This is a genomic window from Photobacterium marinum (assembly GCF_000331515.1).
GTDB classification, from domain to species: Bacteria; Pseudomonadota; Gammaproteobacteria; order Enterobacterales; family Vibrionaceae; genus Photobacterium; species Photobacterium marinum.
This window is the reverse complement of sequence record NZ_AMZO01000004.1, coordinates 98425-122428: the sequence shown is the minus strand read 5'-3', so window position 1 is coordinate 122428 and position 24004 is coordinate 98425. Positions and strand designations below refer to the sequence as shown.

Genomic DNA, 24004 nt, shown 5'->3' with positions numbered 1-24004 from the left:
GCTCCACCCCGCGTCCGTATTAGCAAAAACAGTTAAAAGGATAACTGCCTTCGAGGCTGCGCATTATACGAGGAAAATTTACGGATGCAATAGTTCCAAAAACAAAAACCGCAAATTTCCCTGCAAACGCTTATTTTACAACCAAATATTGAAAATATGTTCACGATAATAGCGTAATTCAGCGATCGAATCACGAATATCATCCAACGCCAAATGGCTGCCCTTCTTATTGAAGCCGGATAACAACTCAGGTTTCCAGCGACGGGTAAGCTCTTTCAACGTACTGACATCCAAGTAGCGATAGTGGAAATACTGCTCCAGCTCAGGCATATGTTTATAAAGAAAACGACGATCCTGACCGATGCTGTTACCACAGATTGGTGACGCGCCTTTCGGTACCCACTGCTCTAGGAAGGCGATCGTCTGGCGAACAGCTTCTCCTTCATCAATATTGCTCTGACGAACCCGCTCAACCAATCCGCTGTTGGTATGGGTTGTCGTGCACCATTCATCCATTTTTGCCAATTCAGCTTCCGGCTGATGAATTGCCAGCACCGGACCTTCAGCCAGAATATTTAGCTGTGCATCCGTCACTATGGTTGCAATTTCAATAATTTGGTGCGTTTCCGGATCCAAGCCGGTCATCTCCAGATCGATCCAAATTAAGTTCTGATCGCTGATTGTCATTGGATATTGCCTATTTTGTGAGTAAACCATGTATGATAATACCAAACGGAATCATTATCTGAATCCCAATCGGCCCAGATAATTAATCCAGTGGATATATTACCGTAAGCCAACCAAACTGAACGATATTCTTGTGGCAAAAAAGAAAAAGCTGACTAAAGGTCAGAGCCGCCGAGTGCGCTCTAACCAAAACAAACGACTACGTCGTGATAAAGATGACGTACAGTGGGATGAAGCCCTGCTGGAGTCCGCCCGTGAGGGCCTGGTGATCACCCGCTTCGGCCAACATGCCGATGTCGAAGATCCAGAAACAGGCATCATCCACCGCTGCAACCTGCGCCGAAGCATCCAGAGCCTGGTATCCGGTGACCGTGTCGTCTGGCGCCCCGGTGTTGAAGCCCTGCAGGGGATCGCAGGTGTGGTGGAAGCCGTGCATGAACGTGAATCCATGCTAACCCGCCCAGACTACTACGATGGCGTTAAAGCCGTTGCCGCGAACGTCAACCGAATCATTATCGTATCGGCCGTTGTTCCCGAGCTGTCACTCAACATCATTGACCGTTATCTGATTGCTGCGGAAACAGTTGGTATTGAACCGCTGATTGTTCTCAATAAAGTTGATTTACTGGATGATGAAAACCGTCAACAGGTTGAACAGACGCTGTCGCTCTATCAGGATATCGGTTACCAACTTCGCTTTGTCAGTACCGATACCGGCGAAGGAATGGATCAACTGAAAGAAGATCTCAAAGATCACGTTACTATCTTTGCTGGCCAGTCTGGTGTGGGTAAATCCAGTATGGTCAATGCACTGATGCCGGAAGTAGACGCCGAAATCGGTGATGTATCAGAAAACTCAGGCCTTGGTCAGCACACGACCACAGCAGCTCGCCTGTACCACTTCCCTGAAGGCGGTGACCTGATCGACTCTCCCGGAGTACGTGAATTTGGCCTCTGGCATCTGGAACCGGAACAGGTTACTGAAGCTTTTGTTGAGTTCCGTGAATACCTTGGCGGCTGCAAATTCCGAGACTGTAAGCACGGCAACGATCCCGGCTGTCTGATCCGCGAAGCCGTCGAAGAAGGCAAAATCAGCCAGGAACGCTACGAGAGCTATCACAGGATCATCGAGAGCATGTCGGAAAACGTCGCTAACCGTCAGTTTTCCCGCAACAAGCCCGAATAATCCCGAGCCTCCCCTATACTAAGGGGAGGACTCCTCCCACCACCAATCACTGACTTTCCTCACTAATTTAGGTATTATTATTTGTTCGGGTTATTCTTAGAATGTTATAAGAGTGACCAAGTTGTTGATTAGTTGAGACTTTCTGGAAAACATACCGTGCACGATAATCTCAAAATCGGTCTGCAGTACTGCGCGCCGAAACATGCTCTGACCCGTCTGGCAGGCAAACTCGCTTCACTTAAAGCCGGCATGCTGACCACAGCCGTTATTCGCTGGTTCATCGGCCGCTACAAAGTTGATATGGCTGAAGCTCGCAACCCGGATCCTGCGGCATATGCGACCTTTAATGATTTCTTTGTCCGCGAGCTGAAAGACGGCGCTCGTCCAATCAACGACGATGCCAATATCATTTCCCACCCGGCAGATGCCTGCGTCAGCCAGCTTGGTCCGATCAAAGAAGGCCGCCTGTTCCAGGCTAAAGGCCACTACTTTGACGCCGTTGAGCTATTGGGCGGTGATGAAGAACTGGCTGAAGAATTCAAAGACGGTGATTTTGCGACCCTTTACCTGTCGCCACGCGACTATCACCGTGTTCACATGCCATGTGACGGCACTCTGCGCCAGATGATCTACATTCCGGGCGATCTGTTCTCGGTTAACCCGCTGACAGCGAAGAACGTTCCGAACCTGTTTGCCCGCAACGAACGTGTGGTATGTATCTTTGATACGGCGCATGGCCCTGTTGCTCAGGTACTGGTTGGCGCAACGATCGTCGGCAGCATCGAAACGGTATGGGCTGGTACAGTAACACCGCCAACCGGACCGGAAGTCCGCCGCTGGAATTACCCGGCAGAAGGTGATCAGGCCGTTGTCTTGAAGAAAGGCGAAGAGATGGGCCGCTTCAAGCTGGGCTCTACGGTAATCAACCTGTTCCCGAAAGAAGCCATCCGCTTCGTTGAAGACATGAAACCGGATCAGCCAACCCGCATGGGCCAGCCATATGCAGAGCTGAAACAACCGGGTGATGCAGAAGCGTAACCACTTAACATTTTTGAATAAAAGGGGCTGTTTCAGCCCCTTTTTTGATAAAAAAAATTGACCATACCGAGGAAATTTTCGCCGCTCAAATAGTATGCTGATGAATAGTCTATAACTACAAGCAAACCGACATACGACATACTATGAAGAAGATATCCATTGCTCAGCTTTTTAAGCTGCTGATCGCTTTCGGGATCCCGCTCGGTATTTTGATGCTCCCCATCGACATCATACCGATAGAGGGGCTGACACTTATCCAACACCGGCTGCTTGCCATCTTTGCTCTCGCTGCTCTTCTCTGGGTCCTTGAACCTGTTCCCGTTTTCGCTACTTCCATCTTAATCATTGCCCTCGAGCTCATCATGATCTCCGATAAAGGGCTGCACCTGTTCCGCAGCCCGCCAAGCGGACATGATTTAGGTGAGATGCTCAAGTACACAGATATCTTCGGCGCCTTTTCATCACCTATTATCATCCTGTTTATGGGTGGTTTTGCCCTAGCGATTGCCGCTTCCAAATATGAACTGGATAACAACCTGGCCCGAGTCCTGCTCAAACCGTTCGGCACCCAACCCAGGTTCATCATGCTGGGGCTGATGCTGATCACTGCGGTGTTCTCAATGTTTATGTCCAATACCGCCACCACAGTCATGATGCTGGCCCTTCTGGCCCCGATCGTAGCTTCTGTACCTAAAGGTGATACCGGCATCAAAGCACTGGTGCTATGTATTCCGATTGCCGCCAATACCGGTGGTATTGCCACGCCTATCGGTACGCCACCGAATGCCATTGCGCTGCAATACCTGACCGGCGAACACAGTATCAGCTTCCTGGGCTGGATGGTATTTGGCCTGCCATTTGTCGTCCTTCAGCTGGCATTTGCCTGGTGGCTGCTACAAAAACTGTTTCCCTCAACTCAGGATCAGATGCACCTCAAACTTGACGGTTCATTCCAGACCGGATGGCAGGCCATGGTGGTCTATGTCACCTTTGCCCTGACCATAATTCTGTGGATGACCACCGCCCTGCACGGTATGAATACCTATGTTGTCTCCATCATCCCATTGGCGGTATTCACCCTAACCGGGATCATGGGTAAAGAAGAGCTGAAACTGATCAACTGGGATGTACTCTGGCTGGTTGCCGGTGGTATCGCTATCGGCCTGGGCCTGGATAAAACTGGCCTGGCAGCAGCCCTAGCCCATGCGATCGACTATAACAGCCTGTCGCCTATCGCCGTGGTTCTGACCCTGTCGCTGATCTGCTGGCTAATGGCAAACTTCATGTCGAATACCGCCACCGCCAACCTGTTGATGCCAATCGCTGCTGCCGTTGCTGCCTCAATGGAAAGCCTGGCTTCACTGGGAGGCCTGCAAGGCGTGTTAATTGTGGTCGCCTTCTCAGCATCGCTGGGCATGATCCTACCGGTATCAACGCCACCTAACTCACTGGCTTATTCCACCGGTCTTATCGAAAGCAAAGATATGGCCAAAGCCGGGGTCATTATCGGTATTATGGGTCTGATTGTGCTGTATATCGGTGCCATGATACTGACCTGATTCCGACCAACCACTTCCGCAGAGGTAAGGGATACCTCTGCGGAATTTTCTGAATGTGGCCTTTCTCCCCATTTGGTAGCAAGGTCACACTTTTCCCAACCAATATCGCTAATGATTAACCACTCACTGCCGATAAATTAAGCAGTTCATACCTAATCTTTAATCATCATGCCGATAACAACAACAATACGGTAGAACGCGAGAACCTCGATGAAATACACGATCAAACTCAAAATACAGATCGCAATAGCAGTAATTATTGCCTCTGTCAGCGCAGTTCAGGCTTGGATATCCATCAACCAGTTAAAACAGGAAACCACCTCAGAAATAAGCAGCCAGATGCAAAATATCAGCGAGGCCACCAGCCGCTATATTACTGACTGGCTCAAAACCCGCAGCGAGATGATGCTGGCGAATGAATCGCTGATCGCCAACGAACCCAATGTGGATCGTGAACTCCTGCTGACCAAACGCGCCGGTCAGTTCCTGTCTGTTTATGCCGGTTTTGCCGATGGCAGCATCGCTTACGGCGATAAAACGGAAGACTGGCCAAGTGACTATGATCCCCGTACCCGCCCTTGGTACAAAGATGCCATCAGCGCCGGTAATCTGGTGTTGACTGAACCGTATCAGGACTTTGACGGCAGTATTGTAGTGAGCTTTGCTAAAGCCTTTGATGGTCGCAAACGTGGGGTTCTGGCTGCCGATTTGACCGTTACCCACATCATCGACCAAATCCTGAACCTCAAGCTGGATAACAACGGCTTTGCATTGCTGATCGACGGTAACAACAATATTGTGGCTTATCGCGACGAAAAACTGAGCCAGAAACCTATCACTGAGCTTGACGGTGAACTGACACCAGCCTTATTCAGCCAGCTTCAGAGCGAACAAGCTATCCACACCATTGAGTTCGATGGCGACAACCGGGAGAAACTTATCTACGCGACACCAGTTCCGGGCACAGACTGGACCCTGGCGCTGGTTGAAGACAAAGATCTGGCATACGCTTCTATCGGCGAGCAGGTGAAATTTGTCCTATTTGCTTCTGTTCTGCTGTATATCGTCATTGCCGCCGTAGCAACCTTTATTATCAACAACCTGCTGCGCCCGCTGACAGTGCTGAACCAGTCGGTCAGCCAACTTGCTCAGGGCAGTGGTGATTTGACCCAGCGTATTGAAATCAAGCGTATGGACGAAATTGGTGAGCTGGCAGAAAACATGAACCGCTTCCTGGCCCAGTTACAGACCATGATCAAAGGTGTCGTCAACCATTCAGGAACCTTAAGCCAGCATGCTGAGCGCTCAGCTCAGCAAAGCAGTCAGGCTTCAGCTCGTGTTGCCGATCAGCAAAACGACGTCAACCAGATTGCAACAGCAATCCACGAAATGTCAGCCACTTCCGGTGAAGTTGCCAATCATGCGGAAATGACCGCCTCTGCCGCTCAGGCTTCAACCGCTGCTTGTGATCAAGGTCAGGAAGTGATCGGTCAGAACCGTGATGCTATTACCTCACTGGCAAATCAGGTCCAGGATGCCGCGAATGTTATCCACGAGCTGGAAAACAATGCCCAAGGTATCAATCAGATCCTGTCAACGATTCAGGGCATCGCTGAGCAGACCAACCTGCTGGCACTGAACGCCGCCATTGAGGCAGCCCGTGCAGGTGAACAAGGCCGCGGCTTTGCCGTGGTTGCCGACGAAGTCCGGGTACTGAGTCAACGTACGCATGATTCTACGGAAGAAATCCGCAGCATGATTGAAACCCTGCAGCAAAACACCCAGCAAGCAGTTGATAGCATGCAAACCAGTAATGAGCTGGCTGAGCAGAGCGTGGGATATGCAGAAGCTGCCAATGACAGCCTGACGCAAATCACCCAATCAATTACAGAGATATCAGATATGGCAACCCATATCGCCAGCGCCGCAGAAGAACAGCGTGCGGTCAGCGAAGATATCAGCCGTAATACCCAGGCAATCAAAGAAGCCTCGGATCACCTGGCAGAACAGACAGCCCAGGTCAGCCAGAGCAGCCTCGAAATGAACAACTCAGCAGAGACCATGCGCCGGGATGTCGAGCGCTTTAAAGTTTAAAACGCTGCGTTTAAATCAAGTCAACAGCCGCCATCTGGCGGCTGTTTTCTTATATGTATTCCATGCCTGATACCCAAATAAAAATACACTAGACATCTTACCAGCCTCTTTTGGGTACAGTTACAAGTGATAACCATTTGCATTTAGAGCTTATATTGCTTATAGTTTGTTCCGCTTCGATAAGACGCCTTGAAATCCTAACTTGCCGCCTGTCGATGCACTACTGGCTGTTCCCCCGGCTTTCTGGCTTTTCACATTTACGTAGAAGCTGTCATAGGAAAGTCTATCCGTACTTAATGGCTCAGGTACGGAAAACACCAACAGGTAAGATCGAACACCCTTTGGCCGCATGGCCACTCGAACACATGGCTGACAATAAAAAACGCGGCAATTGCCGCGTTTTTTATATCTGCTTGATAAGTAAGATCGGAAATCAGGCAATATCGATCGGAAACGCCGTCACCTGATCAATATGATCCAATCCCTGCGCCAGCATGATCAAACGATCAATGCCCAACGCAACCCCGGCACAATCCGGGAAACCAGCACGCAATGCCTCCACTAGGTGATGATCAATCGGCTGAGGTGCCAGCCCCATCTTCAAGCGCTTACGGTTATCATCTTCAAAACGAGCCAGTTGCTCATCGCCATCAGCCAGTTCATGGAAACCATTAGCCAATTCAATGCCTTTAAAATAGACCTCAAAACGCTCAGCTACCCGAAGATCATCCGGGTTGATCTGCGCCAGAGCTGCCTGCGAAGCAGGGAAATCATAAACAAATGCCGGCACCTGCTGGCCGATTTTCGGCTCTACCCCGACACTGAACAACAGTTGCAACAAGGTATCGCGGTCTTCTTCCGGCTCAGCAATATCAGACAGCCCCAGAGAGCCGGCAGCAGCTTTCAGCTCATCCATACTACCTTCCAGCGGACACACACCAAGGACACGGATAAACGCCTGCTGGTAAGTCATGCGTTCGGCAGCCTGACAGCCCAGAACTAACTGCAGCAACTCATCCATTTCATCCATCAGCTGATGATGATCAAAGCCCGGGCGATACCACTCCAACATGGTAAATTCAGGATTATGATACCTGCCTGACTCTTCATTACGGAATGACTTACAGATCTGGTAGATGGGGCCACTACCGGCTGACAACAACCGCTTCATATGGAACTCAGGGCTGGTCATCAGATACAACATCTGACCATCCGCAAAACCTGGCCCGACAAACTGAGTCTGAAAAGTATGAAGATGGATATCTGTCACTGTTGCCTGGCTCATCGCAGGTGTATCCACTTCCATTACCTGACGACGAGCAAAGAAATCACGAATGGTGGCGATAGTCGCCGCACGCTGTTTCAGCTGTTCAATTGAGGCGGTAGGTTGCCAATGCAAAGTCATAGAGCACTTCTTAATATACGAGTGATTATTTTGTCGCCCAGTTTACCAAACTCCCCTTTAAGCAGCAGCCAGATTACATACCAATACTCCCACCGATGCATACATATGACTAATTATGAATAGGTACACTTTTAAAAGGTAAACACCAACCACAAATTAGATCACCACAGAAACACAATAAATCAACATTACAAATACCAAACAGACATAAAACCAACATTAATTGGTTATGCAACCCTTATCACCATTCGGTTCCTTTTTTAAATTAAGGAGTTAGAACAAAAACACGAAACACACCCTTAATGAGCCAGAAACAATTCACACAAAATAAAACGGTGATTTAACAACCATAAAACATTACAGCTTGTGACAATAATCACAGTTTTTGTAATCATCTTATACTTTTGGGCTATTTCCATAAAAAAGCTGCGTCTAAATCAAATTTTCTGCCGATTTTGTTTCATAGAATGACCTCAGGATTTCAAGGATAAGTACGCTTTAGCGTACTTTTTTAAATTTTATCGTCTTACCTTCGGAGGATAGCTGTGAAGACTATTACCACAGATATCGCTGTAATCGGCGCAGGTGGTGCAGGCCTGCGTGCTGCCATCGCTGCAGCAGAAGCAAACCCAGACTTGGAAATTGCACTGATTTCTAAAGTTTACCCAATGCGCTCTCACACCGTAGCGGCTGAGGGTGGTTCCGCTGCCGTAATCAAGGATGAAGATAGCCTGGATAACCACTTCAACGATACTGTTGGCGGTGGTGACTGGCTGTGTGAACAGGACGTTGTTGAATATTTCGTAGAAAATGCGACTCGCGAGATGACTCAGCTGGAGCAGTGGGGTTGTCCATGGAGCCGTAAGGAAAACGGCGACGTTAACGTTCGTCGTTTCGGTGGTATGAAGGTTGAACGTACGTGGTTCGCAGCGGATAAAACCGGCTTCCACATGCTTCACACTCTATTCCAGACTTCTATCAAGTACGATCAGATCAAACGCTTCGACGAATACTTCGTTGTTGACCTGCTGGTTGACGAAGGCGAAGTTCAGGGTCTGATTGCTATCCACATGTCCGAAGGTGAACTGGTTTGCATCAAAGCGAAGTCTGTTGTTCTTGCAACAGGTGGCGCAGGTCGTGTTTACCACTGCAACACTAACGGCGGTATCGTAACCGGCGACGGTATGGCGATGGCTTTCCGTCACGGCGTGCCACTGCGTGATATGGAGTTCGTTCAGTATCACCCAACAGGTCTGCCAGGCACTGGTATCCTGATGACCGAAGGTTGTCGTGGTGAAGGCGGTATCATTGTCAACAAGAACGGCTACCGTTACCTGCAAGACTACGGCATGGGCCCGGAAACTCCAGTTGGCCAGCCAAAGAACAAATACATGGAACTGGGTCCTCGCGACAAAGTTTCTCAGGCTTTCTGGCACGAACAGCAGAAAGGCAACACTATCAAGCACCCTCTGGGTGACGTAGTGCACCTTGACCTTCGCCACTTGGGTGAAGAGTACCTACACGAGCGTCTGCCGTTCATCTGTGAGCTGGCGAAAGCGTACGTTAACGTTGACCCGGCGAAAGAGCCTATCCCTATCCGTCCAACTGTTCACTACACCATGGGTGGTATTGAGACTGACAACCACAACGAAACCCGCATCAAGGGTCTGTTCGCTGTAGGTGAATGTTCATCTGTTGGTCTGCACGGTGCTAACCGTCTGGGTTCTAACTCTCTGGCTGAGCTAGTTGTATTCGGCCGCGTTGCCGGTGAAGGTGCAGCGAAGCGTGCTGAAGAATTCAAAGGCTGGAACGAAGACGTCATCGCAGCACAAATCAAAGACGTTCAGGCTCGCATCGATACCCTGATGGCTCAGGAAGGTGACGAAAACTGGGCTGACATCCGTACTGAAATGGGCCAATCCATGGAAGCAGGCTGTGGTATCTACCGCCAGGAAGATCTGATGCAGGCTACTATTGAGAAGCTGGCCGAGCTTCGCGAGCGTTACAAGAAGATCAGCATCAAAGACAAAGGCAAAGTATTCAACACCGATCTGCTATACGCAATCGAAGTCGGCTACGGCCTGGAAGTCGCGGAAGCGATGGCTCACTCTGCAATTCAGCGTCGTGAATCCCGTGGTGCACACCAGCGTCTTGACGAAGGTTGCACAGAGCGTGATGACGAGAACTTCCTGAAGCATACGCTGGCCTACTACAACGGTGACAAAGCACCTCGCATCGAATACAGCGACGTGACTATCACCAAGTCTCAGCCTAAAGCCCGTCTGTACGGTGCCGCGGCAGAAGAGGCAGCAGCGAAAGAAGCAGCAGAGCAGAAAGAGGAGCAGGCATAATGTCAGGCAACCGCATCCAAAAAGTAGAAATTCTGCGTTATGACCCGGCCAAGGACGCAGAACCATACTTCGAAACTTTCGAAGTACCGTTTAACGAAACCATGTCTGTGCTGGACGCACTGGGTTACATCAAAGATAACCTGGACAAAGATCTGGCCTACCGCTGGTCTTGCCGTATGGCAATCTGTGGTTCTTGCGGCATGATGGTCAACAACGTGCCGAAACTGGCTTGTAAGACTTTCCTGCGTGACTACCAGAACGGCCTGAAGATCGAGCCACTGGCGAACTTCGCAATCGAAAAAGACCTGATTGTTGATATGACTCCGTTCATCGAGCGTCTGGAAGCAATCAAGCCATACATCATCGGTAATGACCGCACTCCGGAAGATGGCCCGAACAACCAGACTCCAGAGCAAATGGCGCGCTACAAGCAGTTCTCAGCCTGTATCAACTGTGGCCTGTGCTATGCAGCTTGTCCTCAGTTCGGTCTGAACCCAGAGTTCATTGGCCCGGCAGCGCTGACCCTGGCTCACCGTTACAACCTGGACAGCCGTGACAACGGTGCTGATGAGCGTATGAAGCTGATCAACGGCGAAAACGGTGCATGGGGCTGTACGTTCGTAGGTTACTGTTCTGAAGTTTGTCCGAAGAGCGTAGACCCGGCAGCAGCGGTTAACCAAGGCAAAGTTGAATCTTCTAAAGATTTCGTTATTGCCATGTTGAAACCTCAGGAGGCATAAGGATGAGCAACCGTAAACCTTACGTTCGCGAAATGAAGCGTACCTGGTGGAAGGATCATCCTTTCTACCGCTTCTACATGGTTCGTGAAGCAACTGTACTACCACTGATTTTCTTCACCATCTGCCTGACTTTCGGTCTTGGTAGCCTGGTGAAAGGTCCTGAAGCGTGGCAAAGCTGGCTGGATTTCATGGCGAACCCTGTCGTGCTAATCCTGAACATCCTGGCACTGGCTGGTAGCCTGTTCCACGCACAGACTTTCTTCAGCATGATGCCTCAGGTGATGCCAATCCGCATCAAAGGCAAAACGCTAGACAAGAAAATCATTGTTCTGGGTCAGTGGGCTGCAGTAGCAGCAATTACACTGTTCGTTCTGGTACTGGTTTAAGGAGAGCCCCATGATTAACCTGAATCCTAAACGTTCTGACGAGCCGGTATGGTGGGGTCTGTTCGGTGCTGGCGGTACTTGGTTTGCCATGCTGACACCTGTAACCGTACTGGTACTAGGCATCATGGTTCCGCTTGGCATGATTGATGCCGAGGCAATGAGCTATGAGCGTGTATCTGGTTTCGTAACCAGCATCATCGGTGGCCTATTCACTATCGCTACCCTGGCACTACCAATGTGGCATGCAATGCACCGTGTTCACCACGGTATGCACGACCTGAAATTCCACACAGGTACAGCCGGTAAAGTAGCCTGCTACGCAACTGCCTTCCTGGTATCTGCGCTGGCTGTTATTTTCGTCTTTATGATTTAAAGAGAAAATACGACTCAATAAGAGCGGCATCACTTCGGTGGTGCCGCTTTTTGTTTTTCTTCACATTGATTTCATCTCTTACACGCCATTACACCCAACGGCTACCCCGCTCTATACAATTGGGCCTCACAACATTCAATTTTCGTTGAACATTTTGTCCGGGTTACCCATATGAACAATAAAGTCATTCTTCTGGCTTCAATTTTGGCCGCTACACTAACCGGGTGTAGTGAAGACACATCAAGCCCAACTTCGAACTCAACATCAGCGCAGGCCATTGATGCTTCAAAACCCAGCGATGTATTAAAGCTGGGGAATAACTACAAAATCAACTTTGGCATTAAATCCATCAAGCCCCTGTCAGATAACCACTTCAATGTAGATGCCACCGTGTTCAGTAACGAGCTGATGAAAAACGGCTTTTTCGCTCAGGTTAATGGAATAACAAAACGGAACTACAAAACGTTTTCTGATGCCGAATTCAGTTTCGATGTGACAGCAACAACAGCTGAAGGGAAAAAGTATCAACTGATCAACTATAACGTCTATTACGAAAACTTTACCTCCACCAAAGTCCCGCAAAAGCTTGCTATTGCTAAAATCGAAAATGACCCGAACAACGTGAAATTGTGGGGAAAAATAACATCGGCAAAAATCGATCGTGATTTTGTCGATAACAACGAAGGAAGTAAGTTCAGCATAGATAATATGCGACCAATGAACTTATATGTACGTGTCGCCGATACACTGAGTAACGGAATTCAGTTCCTTCCGACAGCCCCGGACAACAGTACAAATCAATACCAGAAAGTATCGAATGGCAATTGCACTGTCATTACCGATACAACCGGCGAGTTAAACCGCAACGGTATCAAACATAAAACCTGTATCGAGGTTCATGGCTATAAGATCCCGCTTCTTATTGAAGACAAAGCCCAACAAAACTCAGAAGCCAAAGTTGCCCATGTGAAAAAAATCATGGCTTATTACCTCAATCACTTACCGACTGAAATTACCAAGGCTATTTCTGACAGCAATGCCACGATGGCATTTTTCTACGACGAGGACTGGAGTAATCGTGCCGGTGATTTCATGGAAGAAAACTATCGCTTCCAGGATCTGTTCTCGACAGAAACCACCACGACCGATACAGATCATGACAAAAACTACTTAACGAATAAGCGCGATGCCGCATTTGAAGAGATTCTTCATTTTGTTCACGACTACGGCATTATGAACTACGCGATAGCTCACCCAACCTCACAATGGGCCGCTATGCAAAAAGAGTTGGATACATTGAACGAAAAAGCCATTCGCTCCGGTAACTATTATCCAAACGGCAAAGTTTCAACGATTGCAGAAGCGGATCTGGATGCAGAATCCTACGATCAGGAATATCTAGCTTATGCGCTCTACGCCTATTACGACATCAACAACAAGAACTTCGCAGCTTCAGAGTCAAAGTCATCAACATATGCAGACCTGACAACCAATGATCCTGAGATGGTGAAATTCTTGGATAAATATTTCCCTGCCCAAAATGACTTCAAGGCAACGTTCCCAGGTTACCCAAACAACTAACCTTATTATTCCTCTATAAAAAGAAGCCTGGTCATGATGACCAGGCTTCTTTATTTCGGCAGAAAATACCGCCAATAGCCTTTCACTATAGAGGCCATCAACAATCAATTCCTAGGATATCAGGCAACAAAAAAGGCCGCCTCAGCGACCTTTTTCAGCAATAGCCGGGGATTACTTCACGCGGCTTACGTATTCACCAGAGCGGGTGTCAACTTTGATCACTTCGCCAATCTGGATGAACAGAGGAACACGTACAACTGCGCCAGTAGACAGAGTTGCCGGCTTACCACCAGTACCCTGAGTATCGCCTTTAAGGCCTGGATCAGTTTCAGTTACTTCAAGCTCAACGAAGTTTGGTGGTGTCACTGCGATTGGGTTGCCGTTCCACAGTGTTAGCGTACAGCTATCGTTTTCTACCAGCCATTTCGCATTGTCACCAACAGCTTTCAGGTCTGCCGCGATCTGCTCGAAAGTTTCATTGTTCATGAAGTGGTAGAATTCACCGTCGTTGTACAGGTAATCAAGATCGGTGTCGATTACGTCTGCAGCTTCAACTGTTTCACCAGATTTGAAAGTCTTCTCAAGAACTTTACCAGAAAGCAGTTTACGGATTTTCACACGGTTGAACGCCTGGCCTTTACCTGGCTTAACAAATTCGTTTTCGATAATGACACATGGTTCATTATCAAGCATAATTTTCATTCCGCCGCGGAATTCATTGGTGCTGAAAGACGCCATTTCTATCCTCTTAACATCTTCGAGTTGTATTTAATGCCGCACATAATAACCCGAAACGCCGCAACTGTTGAGCAAAACTGGCTTAATGAGCTTGCGAATGCGATATCAGACCCCTATCAACTGCTCAAAACCCTAAAAATTGATCCTGCGCCGTGGGAAAAAGGGCTGGGAGCCCGGAAATTATTTGCGCTGCGTGTTCCTATGAGCTTTGTCGAAAGAATGGAAGTTGGCAACCCCTACGATCCATTGTTGCGCCAAGTGCTCCCGCTGGAAGAAGAATATGAAGTACATGAAGGCTACTCTCTCGATCCGCTGGAAGAACAGGACAACGCCATCCCCGGCTTGCTGCACAAATACAAAAACCGGGTACTACTGATCGTCAAGGGCGGCTGCGCCGTCAACTGCCGCTACTGTTTCCGTCGTCACTTCCCTTATCAGGAGAACAAAGGCGGCAAACGCCAGTGGCAGGCAGCCCTGGACTATGTTGCCGACCAGCCTGAAATCAATGAAGTGATCTTCTCCGGCGGTGACCCGCTGATGGCCAAAGATCATGAATTGCAGTGGCTGGTAGAGAATATAGCCCAAATCCCGCATATCAAGCGACTGCGGATCCACACTCGCCTGCCTGTGGTACTGCCATCAAGGATCACCGATGAATTATGCGAACTACTACAACAAACCCGCCTGCAAGTGGTGCTGGTTACGCATCTCAACCATGCCAATGAAGTAAATGGTGACCTTCGCCAGGCAATGAGCAAGCTAAAGCAGGCCGGTGTCACCCTGCTCAACCAGGGCGTATTACTTAAAGGTGTGAATGACTCGGTCGGCGCTCTTACCCAGCTCAGCGAAGCTCTGTTCGATGCTGGTATCCTGCCGTACTACCTTCATGTGCTTGATAAAGTTCAGGGAGCGGCTCACTTTATGGTGGATGACGACCGTGCCCGCCAGCTAATGAAGGGGCTAATGGAAAACGTATCAGGCTATATGGTGCCGCAACTGACCCGGGAAATCGGCGGTCGCCGCAGCAAAACACCACTCGATCTCCATCTAGAATAAACCTCACCTTTCCCCTTAATTTTTAAAAGATTTTGTGTCATCGCAGACACAAAATCTTACCCTTTATGCCTTGCAAAAAACTTTTTTCCGCTAACTTGCGGAAAAAAGCAACGAACAGTTCGTCTTCACTTAAGTTCCGTGTATTTTTCGCCGCTCCATTTATTAGCAACATATATATATGGAATAAAAATCACATTCTCGAGAAGACAAACACAACATGAATCTCAAGACCAAACTATCAGCCTGCTTTGCAGTGCTGTCACTCTCAATAATTTTGGTGTTATCGAGTTTCTCCTACCAGACACTTGAGGAGTCGACCCTCAACAGACTGGACTCGGAACTGGCAACCGCCGCTTACGCCACCAAAAAAATTGTCGGTGATGAACGACACGACCATCTCGACAAAAACAGCAGTGATTACGATCAAATTTCGCGTGATTTGACCGACTTCACCACAGCATCAGACTTGGACTGGGCTTACACCACCGTAATGAAAAACGGACGGGTGTATTACACCTACATCAACCAAACCGAGGATGAAAGGCGCTCCGGACGCTACCAGAACTGGTATTTGGAAGAGTACAAAATTGTGCCGAAGATGCTTCGCGAGGCATTCCTCACAGAACAAATACAATTCGAGGAATACCAAGGCGAATTTGGCCGATACCGCTCTATTTTTGTGCCGTTCCGCAACCACCAGGGCGAGCTGTATGTGGTTGGTGTTGACATCTCACTTAATGCTGTTGATGCCATGCTAAACAGTGAATTAAAGCAAGTATGCCTAACCGCCGCTATCGTGCTGGCACTGGCTCTTATTGGTGCACAGATATTTGCCAACCGCCTTGTTCAGCCAGTGAATGCTCTGAACAAGGTACTACTGAATATCGCCAACGGCGACTGGAACCTGAACCAGCGTGTTGCGGTAACCAGCAAAGATGAAATCGGTGCAATGGCGAATGCCTTCAACACCTTTATGGCAGCACTGCGTGAACGCCTGCTTGAAGTCAGCCAGTCAACCGAAAGCGTAGCCGCAATCACAACCCAGCTTGATCATCTGGTGCAGGCCGTTACCGACCGCTCAGTGGAACAGGCCGAAAATGTTGGTCACAGCGCGACAGCAATTGAAGAGCTGGCAACCAGCAGCCAGAGCATCTCGGAAGTCGTTGGCAATGCCAACCAGAAGATGACCCATTTTGAAGAGCACACGCAAAACACCGTCGCCGCCATCAACGACGCGGTTAACGGCATGCAGAGTGTTCAGAAAGAAACCAACTCAGTGGCCGAGAAGTTACAGCAGCTCGACAGTCGCGCCGGTGAGATCAACTCCATTGTTGAAGTGATCAAAGACATCGCCGATCAGACCAACCTGCTGGCACTAAATGCCGCCATCGAAGCGGCACGTGCCGGTGAACAGGGCCGTGGTTTTGCTGTGGTTGCCGACGAAGTACGTCAACTGTCAGAGCGCACCGCTAAAGCCACTGTCGAGATTGGCTCCATGATCAATACCGTACAGAGCGATACCGGTTCAGCAACCGAAACCATGCAGCAAGCCGTTGAACAGGTCGATAACTGTGTTCAGCACGCCGATCAGGCCAATGAATCACTGAACGGCTTCCGTGCCGAAATCACCTCGGTGACGGAAGGAATGGAAGAAATTACCGAGTCGGTAAAAGAACAGGCCTGTGCCTCAGAGCACCTGTCATCCAACGTTGCCGCACTGAGCAGCAGCGCAGATGAAAACCGACTCTCAACTCAGGACGCACAACAAGGGGTTGAAGAGCTGAAGCGCCGGGCAACCGCGCTACGCGACGTTGTGCATCTTTTTACACTTTAACTTCAACCGACAAGAAGCAATAACTCATAACAGGAGATATCCTTTGAAACTGAAACTAAGCCTAGTAGCACTGGCACTTATGGGCCAAACAGCCGCTCAAGCAGCACCTCTGCTGGTAGATTTTAACGACGAGCAGCGCGAAGAGCGCATTCAGTCAAGCAACGCATGGCTGGAAATTGATACTCAGGCATTTTCTGACAACATCCAGCTACTACAGAAGGATCTGAAGGGTAACACTAAAATCTGTGCCATTATGAAAGCCGATGCTTACGGTAATGGTATTGCTGGCCTGATGCCAACTATCATCGCTAACAACGTACCATGCGTTGGTATCACCAGTAACGAAGAAGCACGCCTTGTTCGTGAGCACGGTTACGAAGGTAAAGTAATGCGTGTTCGTGCTGCTAGCAAGAACGAAATCGAAGGCGGTCTGGATTACAAAATCGAAGAACTGATCGGTACTAAGATGCAGGCTGATCAAATCATCGACATCGCAATGACAAACCACACTACGATTCCTGTTCACCTGGCGCTGAACACTTCAGGCATGGGTCGTAACGGCCTGGATCTGACTACTTATGAAGGTCAGGTTGAAGGTGTAAATATCGCTAGTGATCCAAACCTGGAAATCGTTGGTATGATGACGCACTTCCCGAACGAAGGCCTTGACGAAATCAAGCGCAAAGTTGAGCGTTTTAAAGTTGAAACTAAATGGCTGATGGACAGCGCTGATCTGAAGCGTAAAGACATCACTCTGCACGTTGCTAACTCTTACATCACGCTAAACCTTCCTGAAGCACACCTTGACATGGTTCGTCCGGGCGGCATGCTGTACGGTGATTACCCAGCAACTGCACCATACAAACGCATCGTTTCTTTCAAAACTCGCGTAGCTTCTCTGCACCACTTCCCAGCAGGCAGCACTATCGGTTACGGCAGCACCAAAGTACTTGAGCGCGACTCTGTACTGGCTAACCTGCCAATCGGCTACTCTGACGGCTTCGCTCGTTCACTGAGCAACAAAGCAGACGTTCTGATCAACGGCCAGCGTGCTCGCGTAATGGGCATGGCGTCAATGAACACAACTATGGTTGACGTAACTGACATCGTTGGCGTACAGGCTAACGACGAAGTAGTCGTATTCGGCCAGCAGGGCTCTGAAAAAATCACAGGTGAAGAGACTGAAGAGAAGAGCGGTCGCATTCTGCCTGAACACTACACTATCTGGGGTGCAACTAACCCACGCGTTTACCGTTAATCACAAACGCAAAGATAGCCAAGGCCAGCCTCGTGCTGGCCTTTTTTCTGCCCGCCGTTCCAGCAATTTTTCCCATCCTGACGATAAAAAAATATCATCGCCAATTTGCTCGCTTTTCCACCTGATTAAGCGCATAGTCGCGCTCCAAATCGGTAAGCAGAGAAGGCAGCCAAACTTCTCTCTTATAACCTTTTCACTTTATTTTTTACGAGTAGCGCGATGAAAATTGGCATCCTATCCCAAAACGAAAACCTGTACTCCACCCGCCGTCTACGCGAAGCCATTGAGCAACGCGGACACCAAGCGGTGATTATCAACGCTCTGCGATGTTATATGAACATTAACTCGGTAAAACCTTCCATCCATTTTGAAGGTGAAGAGCTGACCGGGTTTGATGCGATTATTCCCCGCATCGGTGCTGATATTACATTTTACGGCTGTTCGGTACTGCGTCAGTTTGAAATGATGGATGTATTTTCGGTCAACCAGTCGATCGCAATATCCCGCTCACGGGACAAACTCCGTTCGCTGCAACTGCTGAGCAGAAAAGGGATCGGTATGCCAATCACAGGCTTTGCCAGCAAGCCAGATGATGTGCCGGATCTGATCAAAATGGTGGGCGGTGCGCCACTGGTGATCAAGCTCCTTGAAGGTACCCAAGGGATCGGTGTAGTGCTGGCAGAAACACAAAAAGCGGCCGAAAGCGTTATCGAAGCTTTCATGGGGCTGAAGGCCAATATCATGGTCCAGGAGTTCATTGAAGAAGCAGGTGGCGCCGACATCCGCTGCTTTGTTATCGGCGACAAAGTGATTGCCGCAATGAAACGCCAGGCCGCAGACGGTGAATTTCGATCCAATCTGCACCGTGGCGGTAGCGCAACACTGATCCGTATTACGCCGGAAGAGCGCAAGACAGCCGTAGCGGCAGCTAAAGCAATGGGTTTGAGTGTGGCCGGGGTTGATTTACTGCGCTCCAAGCGCGGCCCGCTAGTGATGGAGGTGAACTCCTCGCCGGGCCTAGAAGGCATTGAAACCGCCACCGGGAAAGATATTGCAGGTATGATTGTCGAACACATCGAAAAGCATGCCGGAAAAAAGCGACGTCACCGCTTACAGCATCAATAAAAACTACCAAAACAGAATAAACACGAGCCTTAGCCACTCGTTCATAAAGCAGCCATAAGGCTGCTTTTTTTCACTGACTTAACGAACAGGAGACAACTGCAATGTTGCCTGACATTGCGCCTTTTGCATGGCCGGCATTACTGAAATGCGCCATTTGCGGCACCATGATTGGTTTTGAGCGCCAATTGCGGGGGAAACCGGTCGGCATACGAACCGCTACCCTGATTATCGTTGGAACATACTGCTTCATAACTCTGGGCCAGACATTATCGGCCAGCGATGCCGACCTGGCACGGGTGATGTCCCAGATCATTACCGGTATCGGCTTTCTTGGTGCAGGCGTTATGATGAACCGGGATGGGCAGATCCACGGCGTAACATCAGCAGCAGTTGTCTGGATGCTGGCAGCACTTGGCGTCACCATTGGCCTCGGGTACGGCCAAAGTGCGGTATTGATGACTGGCGTCATTATCTCGGTTTTGCTTGGTGTGGATAAGCTGGAAAACAGCCTGCGCTTTTTACGCAAAGGCGTTCATGCCCATTGGTCCGATCGTCGCCAGCGGAAAAAAATGCAGCGCCACCAATCAGAAGCCGATTAGAAGACAAAACACGTACACCTTTTACCAAGAGACACACCTTAAAGCTGAACAAAAATAACCATTAAGTAATAAAATAAAAACTAACAGCATAAGATACTGATTTTAAATGAATTATTTTTTGTTCAGCTTTTACAGTTTTTTCTCCAAAAAGCTCACAACGACTCATTCGATTCTTTCTCATTCACGCGTGCAGCTTCACACGTGAAAATCAGCTTTTCGCTGAGCGAAATGACCACCATAATCAAAAGCCTTAGAAAAGCACTTAACACACTGATTTTAAACAATTAAAAACATGTACAGCTTTCTCTGCTTTTTTCCTGATAAAGTCAGATCATCAAATCTAACTCTTCTTAAAGCAATTCTGTACACCTTTTCACTCCTTTGACAGCGAAAAGGCGAGCAATATTACAACCACTATCCAAAAGGCTGTCAATCAAATTTAAGATCATGATTTTATTGGATTATTTTTATGTGCAGCTTTTCAGGCTTTTTTCCTTGTAAACTCTGCACAAGATATTTCCGAGGAGGGCACCAACAATGTACAGCTTTCCCTTTACTGAACACCAAAAAGATGAGCCATTTCACACCCACGTTACCAGCACGACAAATTTAAACATAACGCACTGTTTTTAAAATGTTTTTCCTGGCGTACAGCTTTTTGAGAAATTTACCGTGTGAACTGTTTTGTGTGAACTGTTTTGTGCGAGGTGCGAGGTGCGAGGTGCGAGGTGCGAGGTGCGAGGTGCGAGGTGCGGCAGGATGAATTTCCTCTAATCAAAGACGAATATTATTTCTTCTTACTTCTGAAATGCAGATAAAAAATGAAGATAAAAAAACGGAGGCCGCAGCCTCCGTTTTCTACCAATATCAATTGGTGGTTTATCTCTAAGCAGAATAGGTTGAGAGCAAGAAGAAAACGCGCAGTTTATACAGCATAAATGAGCATTTTCGACGCCGCTATCGAGCTATTCTGCGACGAGATAAAGCAGCTATGTCGGGTAGCAGCAGCGCATTACTGCGCCGCCGCCCCCTAAGAACCGTACAAGCGAGTTTCCCCGCATACGGCTCAAGCCTTTATAAGTCCACACTTACGTATGAACCAGCAACGAATGCAAACAACATTTTTTTGTTGTCCCGCCCCTCCCTTTGATTCGTTAAGCTAGCTAAATTCATCAAGCAATAAATCAAAGACGTGAGGGCTTATGTCTATTAGCATTCAGATAAACATATCACCAGCAGTACTCCTTATGATTTTACATATGGGAGCATTCTTCATTTAAGAATTAAGGGAGTCGAAGGACTCCCCTTCTTTCCTATTATGAAGCAGCCGATGACAGTTAACATGCAACATCATCAAATTCGAGCTGTTGTCAGAGCCACCGTTCACCCGCTGGACAATATGGTGAATATCCCAATCATCTTGTGAGTGAAACTGCTGGTGGCACACCGCACACTTGAAGTTCTGTCTCTCGACAATCTTCCACAACTTCATATTCCCCGCCAAAGATTTCTTCAACCTTTGCATCTTCAGACGCTCAAAATATTGCTCGTCTTCCGGTAGGTAACAATTCGCTGTTGCCCGAATTTTTACATGCTTGTCGATTTTCACTCTCGTTGCACTCAGCAAGCGATAGTGGCCATCTTCCCCTTTCAGTTTTGGTGCGCTGAATACCCAGTTCCTTTCACCGACTGTTTTAAAGTATTTCTCTTTAATCCAGCGTTTACGGCGATTGGAATGGATTCGACGGCACCACTGCCATAACATTTTCCAGATCCGGTAATCCACATACTTGAACGTCTCACTAGCACATATCCAACGATGGTAGTTACACCACCCTCGGATCATCGGGTTCAGCTTGGCGATAACCGCCGCTGCTGGTGCCGTTTTGTGGCTATTGAGGTAGTCCCGAATGCTTCGCAGAAATACCTTTACGTTTTTGCCAGACGGCTTGATTAACATCTTGCCGTTGTACTTGCGTAAATTCTGCCCCAGAAAATCAAACCCTTGTTCTATGTGTGTGATTAGTGTTTTCTCATCGGAAAGTTCCAGCCCTCGCTCGGCCATAAAGGCTTTCACAAGTGGCAGTACTTCCTTTTCCAATAGCTCTTTCGAGATACCAGTGATGATAAAATCATCTGCATAGCGCACATAGTTGACCTTGGTTTTATAGCTGGCTTTGGTGTTCTTCCTCCCGAAGTGAGATTCGAGCACCGCCTCCAAGCCATCCAAGACCATGTTTGCTAGTACAGGGGAAATTATTCCCCCTTGAGGAGTACCAGCATCCGTCAGGTTCCATTTTCCGGATTCCATGAACCCGGCTTTTAGCCATTTCCTTAGTACCGCTTTATCCATAGGGATGTTGCCGATAAGCCAGTCGTGGCTAATGTGGTCAAAACACCCTTTGATGTCGCCTTCAAGTACCCATTGGGCACTTGCCTTACGACTGAGGTTCACGAAGCATTGTTCGATAGCATCAGCGCAAGAACGGTTCGGGCGAAAGCCATAGCTGTTGCGATCCGCCGTGGTTTCCGACACAGGCTCTATAGCTAACAGGTACAGTGCCTGCATTGCTCTATCGCGCATGGTCGGTATACCCAGCGGCCTGCGTTTGCCGTTGGCTTTGGGAATGTAGACCCTCTTGAGCGGTTTGGGCTTGTAGCCCTTACGCTTCAATTGTCCTATCGCTTCCCACTTCTTCACAGGTGTACTCCAGGTTTCCCCGTCAACACCCGGCGTTTTTTTCCCTCTGTTTTCGGTGACTCGCCTGATAGCAATCACCTTGGCAGCAAACGAACGAGTTAACATGCGTTGCAGTCTTTTAACCTGTCGCCAGTCAGACTTTTTCGTTGCCTTCGCGATCCTTACCTGTAGCCCTCTCACCGAACGATACATCAGCTCCCAGTTGATACTGTGCCATTGCTCCGCATAGTGGGAGGATGCAGGTAATAGTGGCGTAGTTGCCGTACTCATCTTGCTTTCCTCCATAGCCTTCATGAAGAAAAGCCATTACCCCATACGGGGATAGCTAATCCCCATTTGGGCTAATTTTTCAGATGACTTTACATGTTTTCACACGATTAAAGACCAGTTGGAAGTCTGCACCATTTCTGGTTAGGACAAAGTTTGAATCCCTATCCGGACCGTTACAGTCCGGCATTCGCTTTTTCCAACCTCCCTTACCCGCTTACCCAACAGCGCTCCTTGCGGATTGCCTGCCTTAGACGGATGTCAAAGGCGGATAGTCGGGCTTACCGAGTTCCATTGTAATTACATAAACAACTAAGGTTCTGTCTATCCACCGGTGGTGTCATGACGACGTATTCCCAGATGTAAGGGGAATAACCGACCACGTACCTTTTGGTTAGAGCGTATCAACAATATTTCGCTCATTGCGGCTGACGGTGTTTATCAACAGTTCACGTACGTTAACCATGCTGTTTAGCCTAGCCCCCAGCCGACTTATTGTTAGTCAGCTATGCCATCCTCACGGATTAAAGCACCGCTTGCGCAGGGGTACATTGTCAGGAAGCTCCGCACCATGCAGTTACCCGCATCGCACTATCCCTAGACTACAGTTAGTCGCATAACTGGTCTCACTACAAAGAAGCAAGCTTCTTTGTCGAGACAATAATTACAATAGCTTACGCCCGGAGGACGCTTCAGTAATGAATCCTGATGGTCATGCTTGTACAGCAATATGACGGATTGGCGTTGTGTCGGCAGGCGAACCGCCGTTTTGCCATTAGCACAATGTGGCTATCCTAGATATGACTGGTGACAGGCAGCTTACGCGCCTTTTTCTAAGCTGATCGCAGCAGATACGATCAGGCGAACATTCCATGCGAGGAATGCCGTTGATCGGATTGTGCGATCCGACCAACGGATTTCGACTACTAATTTTGCGAGAGTGGGTAGTGAACCCTAACCGTTATAGGTTAGTGCTCACTACGGCTGTGACCCGCGAGGCTAGCGACCTCCACGACTCTCGTCGCA

The 24004-nt window shown here is 48.7% G+C and carries 18 protein-coding genes; 14 read left to right on the top strand and 4 right to left on the bottom strand.

The features are described 5' to 3' along the window. Window positions 1–135: 135 nt before the first annotated feature. Window positions 136–687 (bottom strand): oligoribonuclease, encoded by a 552-nt coding sequence (gene orn / locus C942_RS04655; RefSeq protein ID WP_007463020.1) that lies wholly within the window; start codon window positions 685–687, stop codon window positions 136–138. Between the two features lie 133 nt (window positions 688–820). Between orn and rsgA the strand changes: the two genes are divergently transcribed. From rsgA to C942_RS04635, 4 genes are all read left to right on the top strand, one after another. Then, window positions 821–1873, top strand: coding sequence for a small ribosomal subunit biogenesis GTPase RsgA (gene rsgA, locus C942_RS04650; RefSeq protein WP_007463018.1), 1053 nt, complete (start codon window positions 821–823; stop codon window positions 1871–1873). Window positions 1874–2029: 156 nt separating this feature from the next. Beyond that, the gene (asd, locus tag C942_RS04645; protein ID WP_007463016.1) at window positions 2030–2911 is read left to right on the top strand and encodes an archaetidylserine decarboxylase; all 882 of its coding nucleotides are present in this window, start codon (window positions 2030–2032) and stop codon (window positions 2909–2911) included. A gap of 143 nt (window positions 2912–3054) precedes the next feature. Next, complete coding sequence (locus tag C942_RS04640) at window positions 3055–4470, top strand: SLC13 family permease (protein ID WP_036798775.1); 1416 nt, start codon at window positions 3055–3057, stop codon at window positions 4468–4470. A 210-nt stretch (window positions 4471–4680) separates the two neighbouring features. Further along, on the top strand, window positions 4681–6564 hold the full coding sequence (locus C942_RS04635) for a methyl-accepting chemotaxis protein (protein WP_007463010.1): 1884 nt from the start codon (window positions 4681–4683) through the stop codon (window positions 6562–6564). A 433-nt stretch (window positions 6565–6997) separates the two neighbouring features. Here C942_RS04635 and epmA read toward each other — a convergent pair whose 3' ends face one another. Beyond that, window positions 6998–7969, bottom strand: a complete 972-nt coding sequence (gene epmA, locus C942_RS04630; protein ID WP_007463009.1) for an elongation factor P--(R)-beta-lysine ligase — start codon at window positions 7967–7969, stop codon at window positions 6998–7000. Between the two features lie 545 nt (window positions 7970–8514). On the opposite strand from epmA, the gene frdA reads away from it, so the two are divergent. From frdA to C942_RS04605, 5 genes are all read left to right on the top strand, one after another. Further along, window positions 8515–10320, top strand: coding sequence for a fumarate reductase (quinol) flavoprotein subunit (gene frdA / locus C942_RS04625; protein ID WP_007463006.1), 1806 nt, complete (start codon window positions 8515–8517; stop codon window positions 10318–10320). Next, window positions 10320–11060: a succinate dehydrogenase/fumarate reductase iron-sulfur subunit gene (locus C942_RS04620; protein WP_007463004.1), complete on the top strand. Its 741-nt coding sequence runs from the start codon at window positions 10320–10322 to the stop codon at window positions 11058–11060. Before frdA ends, C942_RS04620 begins: the two co-directional genes overlap by 1 nt. Before the next feature lie 2 nt (window positions 11061–11062). Then, entirely contained in the window at window positions 11063–11446 is a 384-nt protein-coding gene (frdC, locus tag C942_RS04615) for a fumarate reductase subunit FrdC (RefSeq protein ID WP_007463003.1), read from the top strand. A 10-nt stretch (window positions 11447–11456) separates the two neighbouring features. Continuing rightward, window positions 11457–11819, top strand: a complete 363-nt coding sequence (gene frdD, locus C942_RS04610; RefSeq protein WP_007463001.1) for a fumarate reductase subunit FrdD — start codon at window positions 11457–11459, stop codon at window positions 11817–11819. Window positions 11820–11990: 171 nt separating this feature from the next. Next, on the top strand, window positions 11991–13400 hold the full coding sequence (locus C942_RS04605; protein WP_007462999.1) for a hypothetical protein: 1410 nt from the start codon (window positions 11991–11993) through the stop codon (window positions 13398–13400). A 171-nt stretch (window positions 13401–13571) separates the two neighbouring features. On the opposite strand, the gene efp is transcribed toward C942_RS04605, so the two are convergent. Further along, a complete protein-coding gene (gene efp, locus C942_RS04600) occupies window positions 13572–14138 on the bottom strand; it encodes an elongation factor P (protein ID WP_007462997.1) in 567 nt (188 codons plus the stop codon). A gap of 33 nt (window positions 14139–14171) precedes the next feature. Here efp and epmB point away from each other — a divergent pair, with 33 nt between their 5' ends. The 5 genes from epmB (at window position 14172) to C942_RS04575 (ending at window position 20010) form a co-directional block, all read left to right on the top strand. Continuing rightward, window positions 14172–15194 (top strand): EF-P beta-lysylation protein EpmB, encoded by a 1023-nt coding sequence (gene epmB / locus C942_RS04595; protein WP_007462995.1) that lies wholly within the window; start codon window positions 14172–14174, stop codon window positions 15192–15194. A gap of 217 nt (window positions 15195–15411) precedes the next feature. After that, complete coding sequence (locus C942_RS04590; protein WP_007462993.1) at window positions 15412–17028, top strand: methyl-accepting chemotaxis protein; 1617 nt, start codon at window positions 15412–15414, stop codon at window positions 17026–17028. A gap of 43 nt (window positions 17029–17071) precedes the next feature. Further along, the gene (gene alr / locus C942_RS04585) at window positions 17072–18286 is read left to right on the top strand and encodes an alanine racemase (protein WP_007462991.1); all 1215 of its coding nucleotides are present in this window, start codon (window positions 17072–17074) and stop codon (window positions 18284–18286) included. Window positions 18287–18505: 219 nt separating this feature from the next. Next, window positions 18506–19411 carry a 30S ribosomal protein S6--L-glutamate ligase gene (rimK, locus tag C942_RS04580; RefSeq protein WP_007462989.1) on the top strand — a complete coding sequence of 302 codons (906 nt, stop codon included), beginning with the start codon at window positions 18506–18508 and terminating at the stop codon, window positions 19409–19411. A 101-nt stretch (window positions 19412–19512) separates the two neighbouring features. Next, on the top strand, window positions 19513–20010 hold the full coding sequence (locus tag C942_RS04575) for an MgtC/SapB family protein (protein ID WP_007462987.1): 498 nt from the start codon (window positions 19513–19515) through the stop codon (window positions 20008–20010). 1276 nt (window positions 20011–21286) lie between these two features. Here the strand turns inward: C942_RS04575 and ltrA are convergent. Further along, entirely contained in the window at window positions 21287–22981 is a 1695-nt protein-coding gene (gene ltrA / locus C942_RS04570; protein WP_007462986.1) for a group II intron reverse transcriptase/maturase, read from the bottom strand. Between the last annotated feature and the right edge of the window lie 1023 nt (window positions 22982–24004).

Bases quoted from the DNA above. Each gene is read 5' to 3' on its own strand.
- orn (WP_007463020.1), bottom strand. From the start codon at position 687: ATGACAATCAGCGATCAGAACTTAATTTGGATCGATCTGGAGATGACC.
- C942_RS04640 (WP_036798775.1), top strand. From the start codon at position 3,055: ATGAAGAAGATATCCATTGCTCAGCTTTTTAAGCTGCTGATCGCTTTC.
- C942_RS04635 (WP_007463010.1), top strand. From the start codon at position 4,681: ATGAAATACACGATCAAACTCAAAATACAGATCGCAATAGCAGTAATT.
- epmA (WP_007463009.1), bottom strand. From the start codon at position 7,969: ATGACTTTGCATTGGCAACCTACCGCCTCAATTGAACAGCTGAAACAG.
- C942_RS04620 (WP_007463004.1), top strand. From the start codon at position 10,320: ATGTCAGGCAACCGCATCCAAAAAGTAGAAATTCTGCGTTATGACCCG.
- frdC (WP_007463003.1), top strand. From the start codon at position 11,063: ATGAGCAACCGTAAACCTTACGTTCGCGAAATGAAGCGTACCTGGTGG.
- frdD (WP_007463001.1), top strand. From the start codon at position 11,457: ATGATTAACCTGAATCCTAAACGTTCTGACGAGCCGGTATGGTGGGGT.
- C942_RS04605 (WP_007462999.1), top strand. From the start codon at position 11,991: ATGAACAATAAAGTCATTCTTCTGGCTTCAATTTTGGCCGCTACACTA.
- efp (WP_007462997.1), bottom strand. From the start codon at position 14,138: ATGGCGTCTTTCAGCACCAATGAATTCCGCGGCGGAATGAAAATTATG.
- epmB (WP_007462995.1), top strand. From the start codon at position 14,172: ATGCCGCACATAATAACCCGAAACGCCGCAACTGTTGAGCAAAACTGG.
- C942_RS04590 (WP_007462993.1), top strand. From the start codon at position 15,412: ATGAATCTCAAGACCAAACTATCAGCCTGCTTTGCAGTGCTGTCACTC.
- rimK (WP_007462989.1), top strand. From the start codon at position 18,506: ATGAAAATTGGCATCCTATCCCAAAACGAAAACCTGTACTCCACCCGC.
- C942_RS04575 (WP_007462987.1), top strand. From the start codon at position 19,513: ATGTTGCCTGACATTGCGCCTTTTGCATGGCCGGCATTACTGAAATGC.
- ltrA (WP_007462986.1), bottom strand. From the start codon at position 22,981: ATGAGTACGGCAACTACGCCACTATTACCTGCATCCTCCCACTATGCG.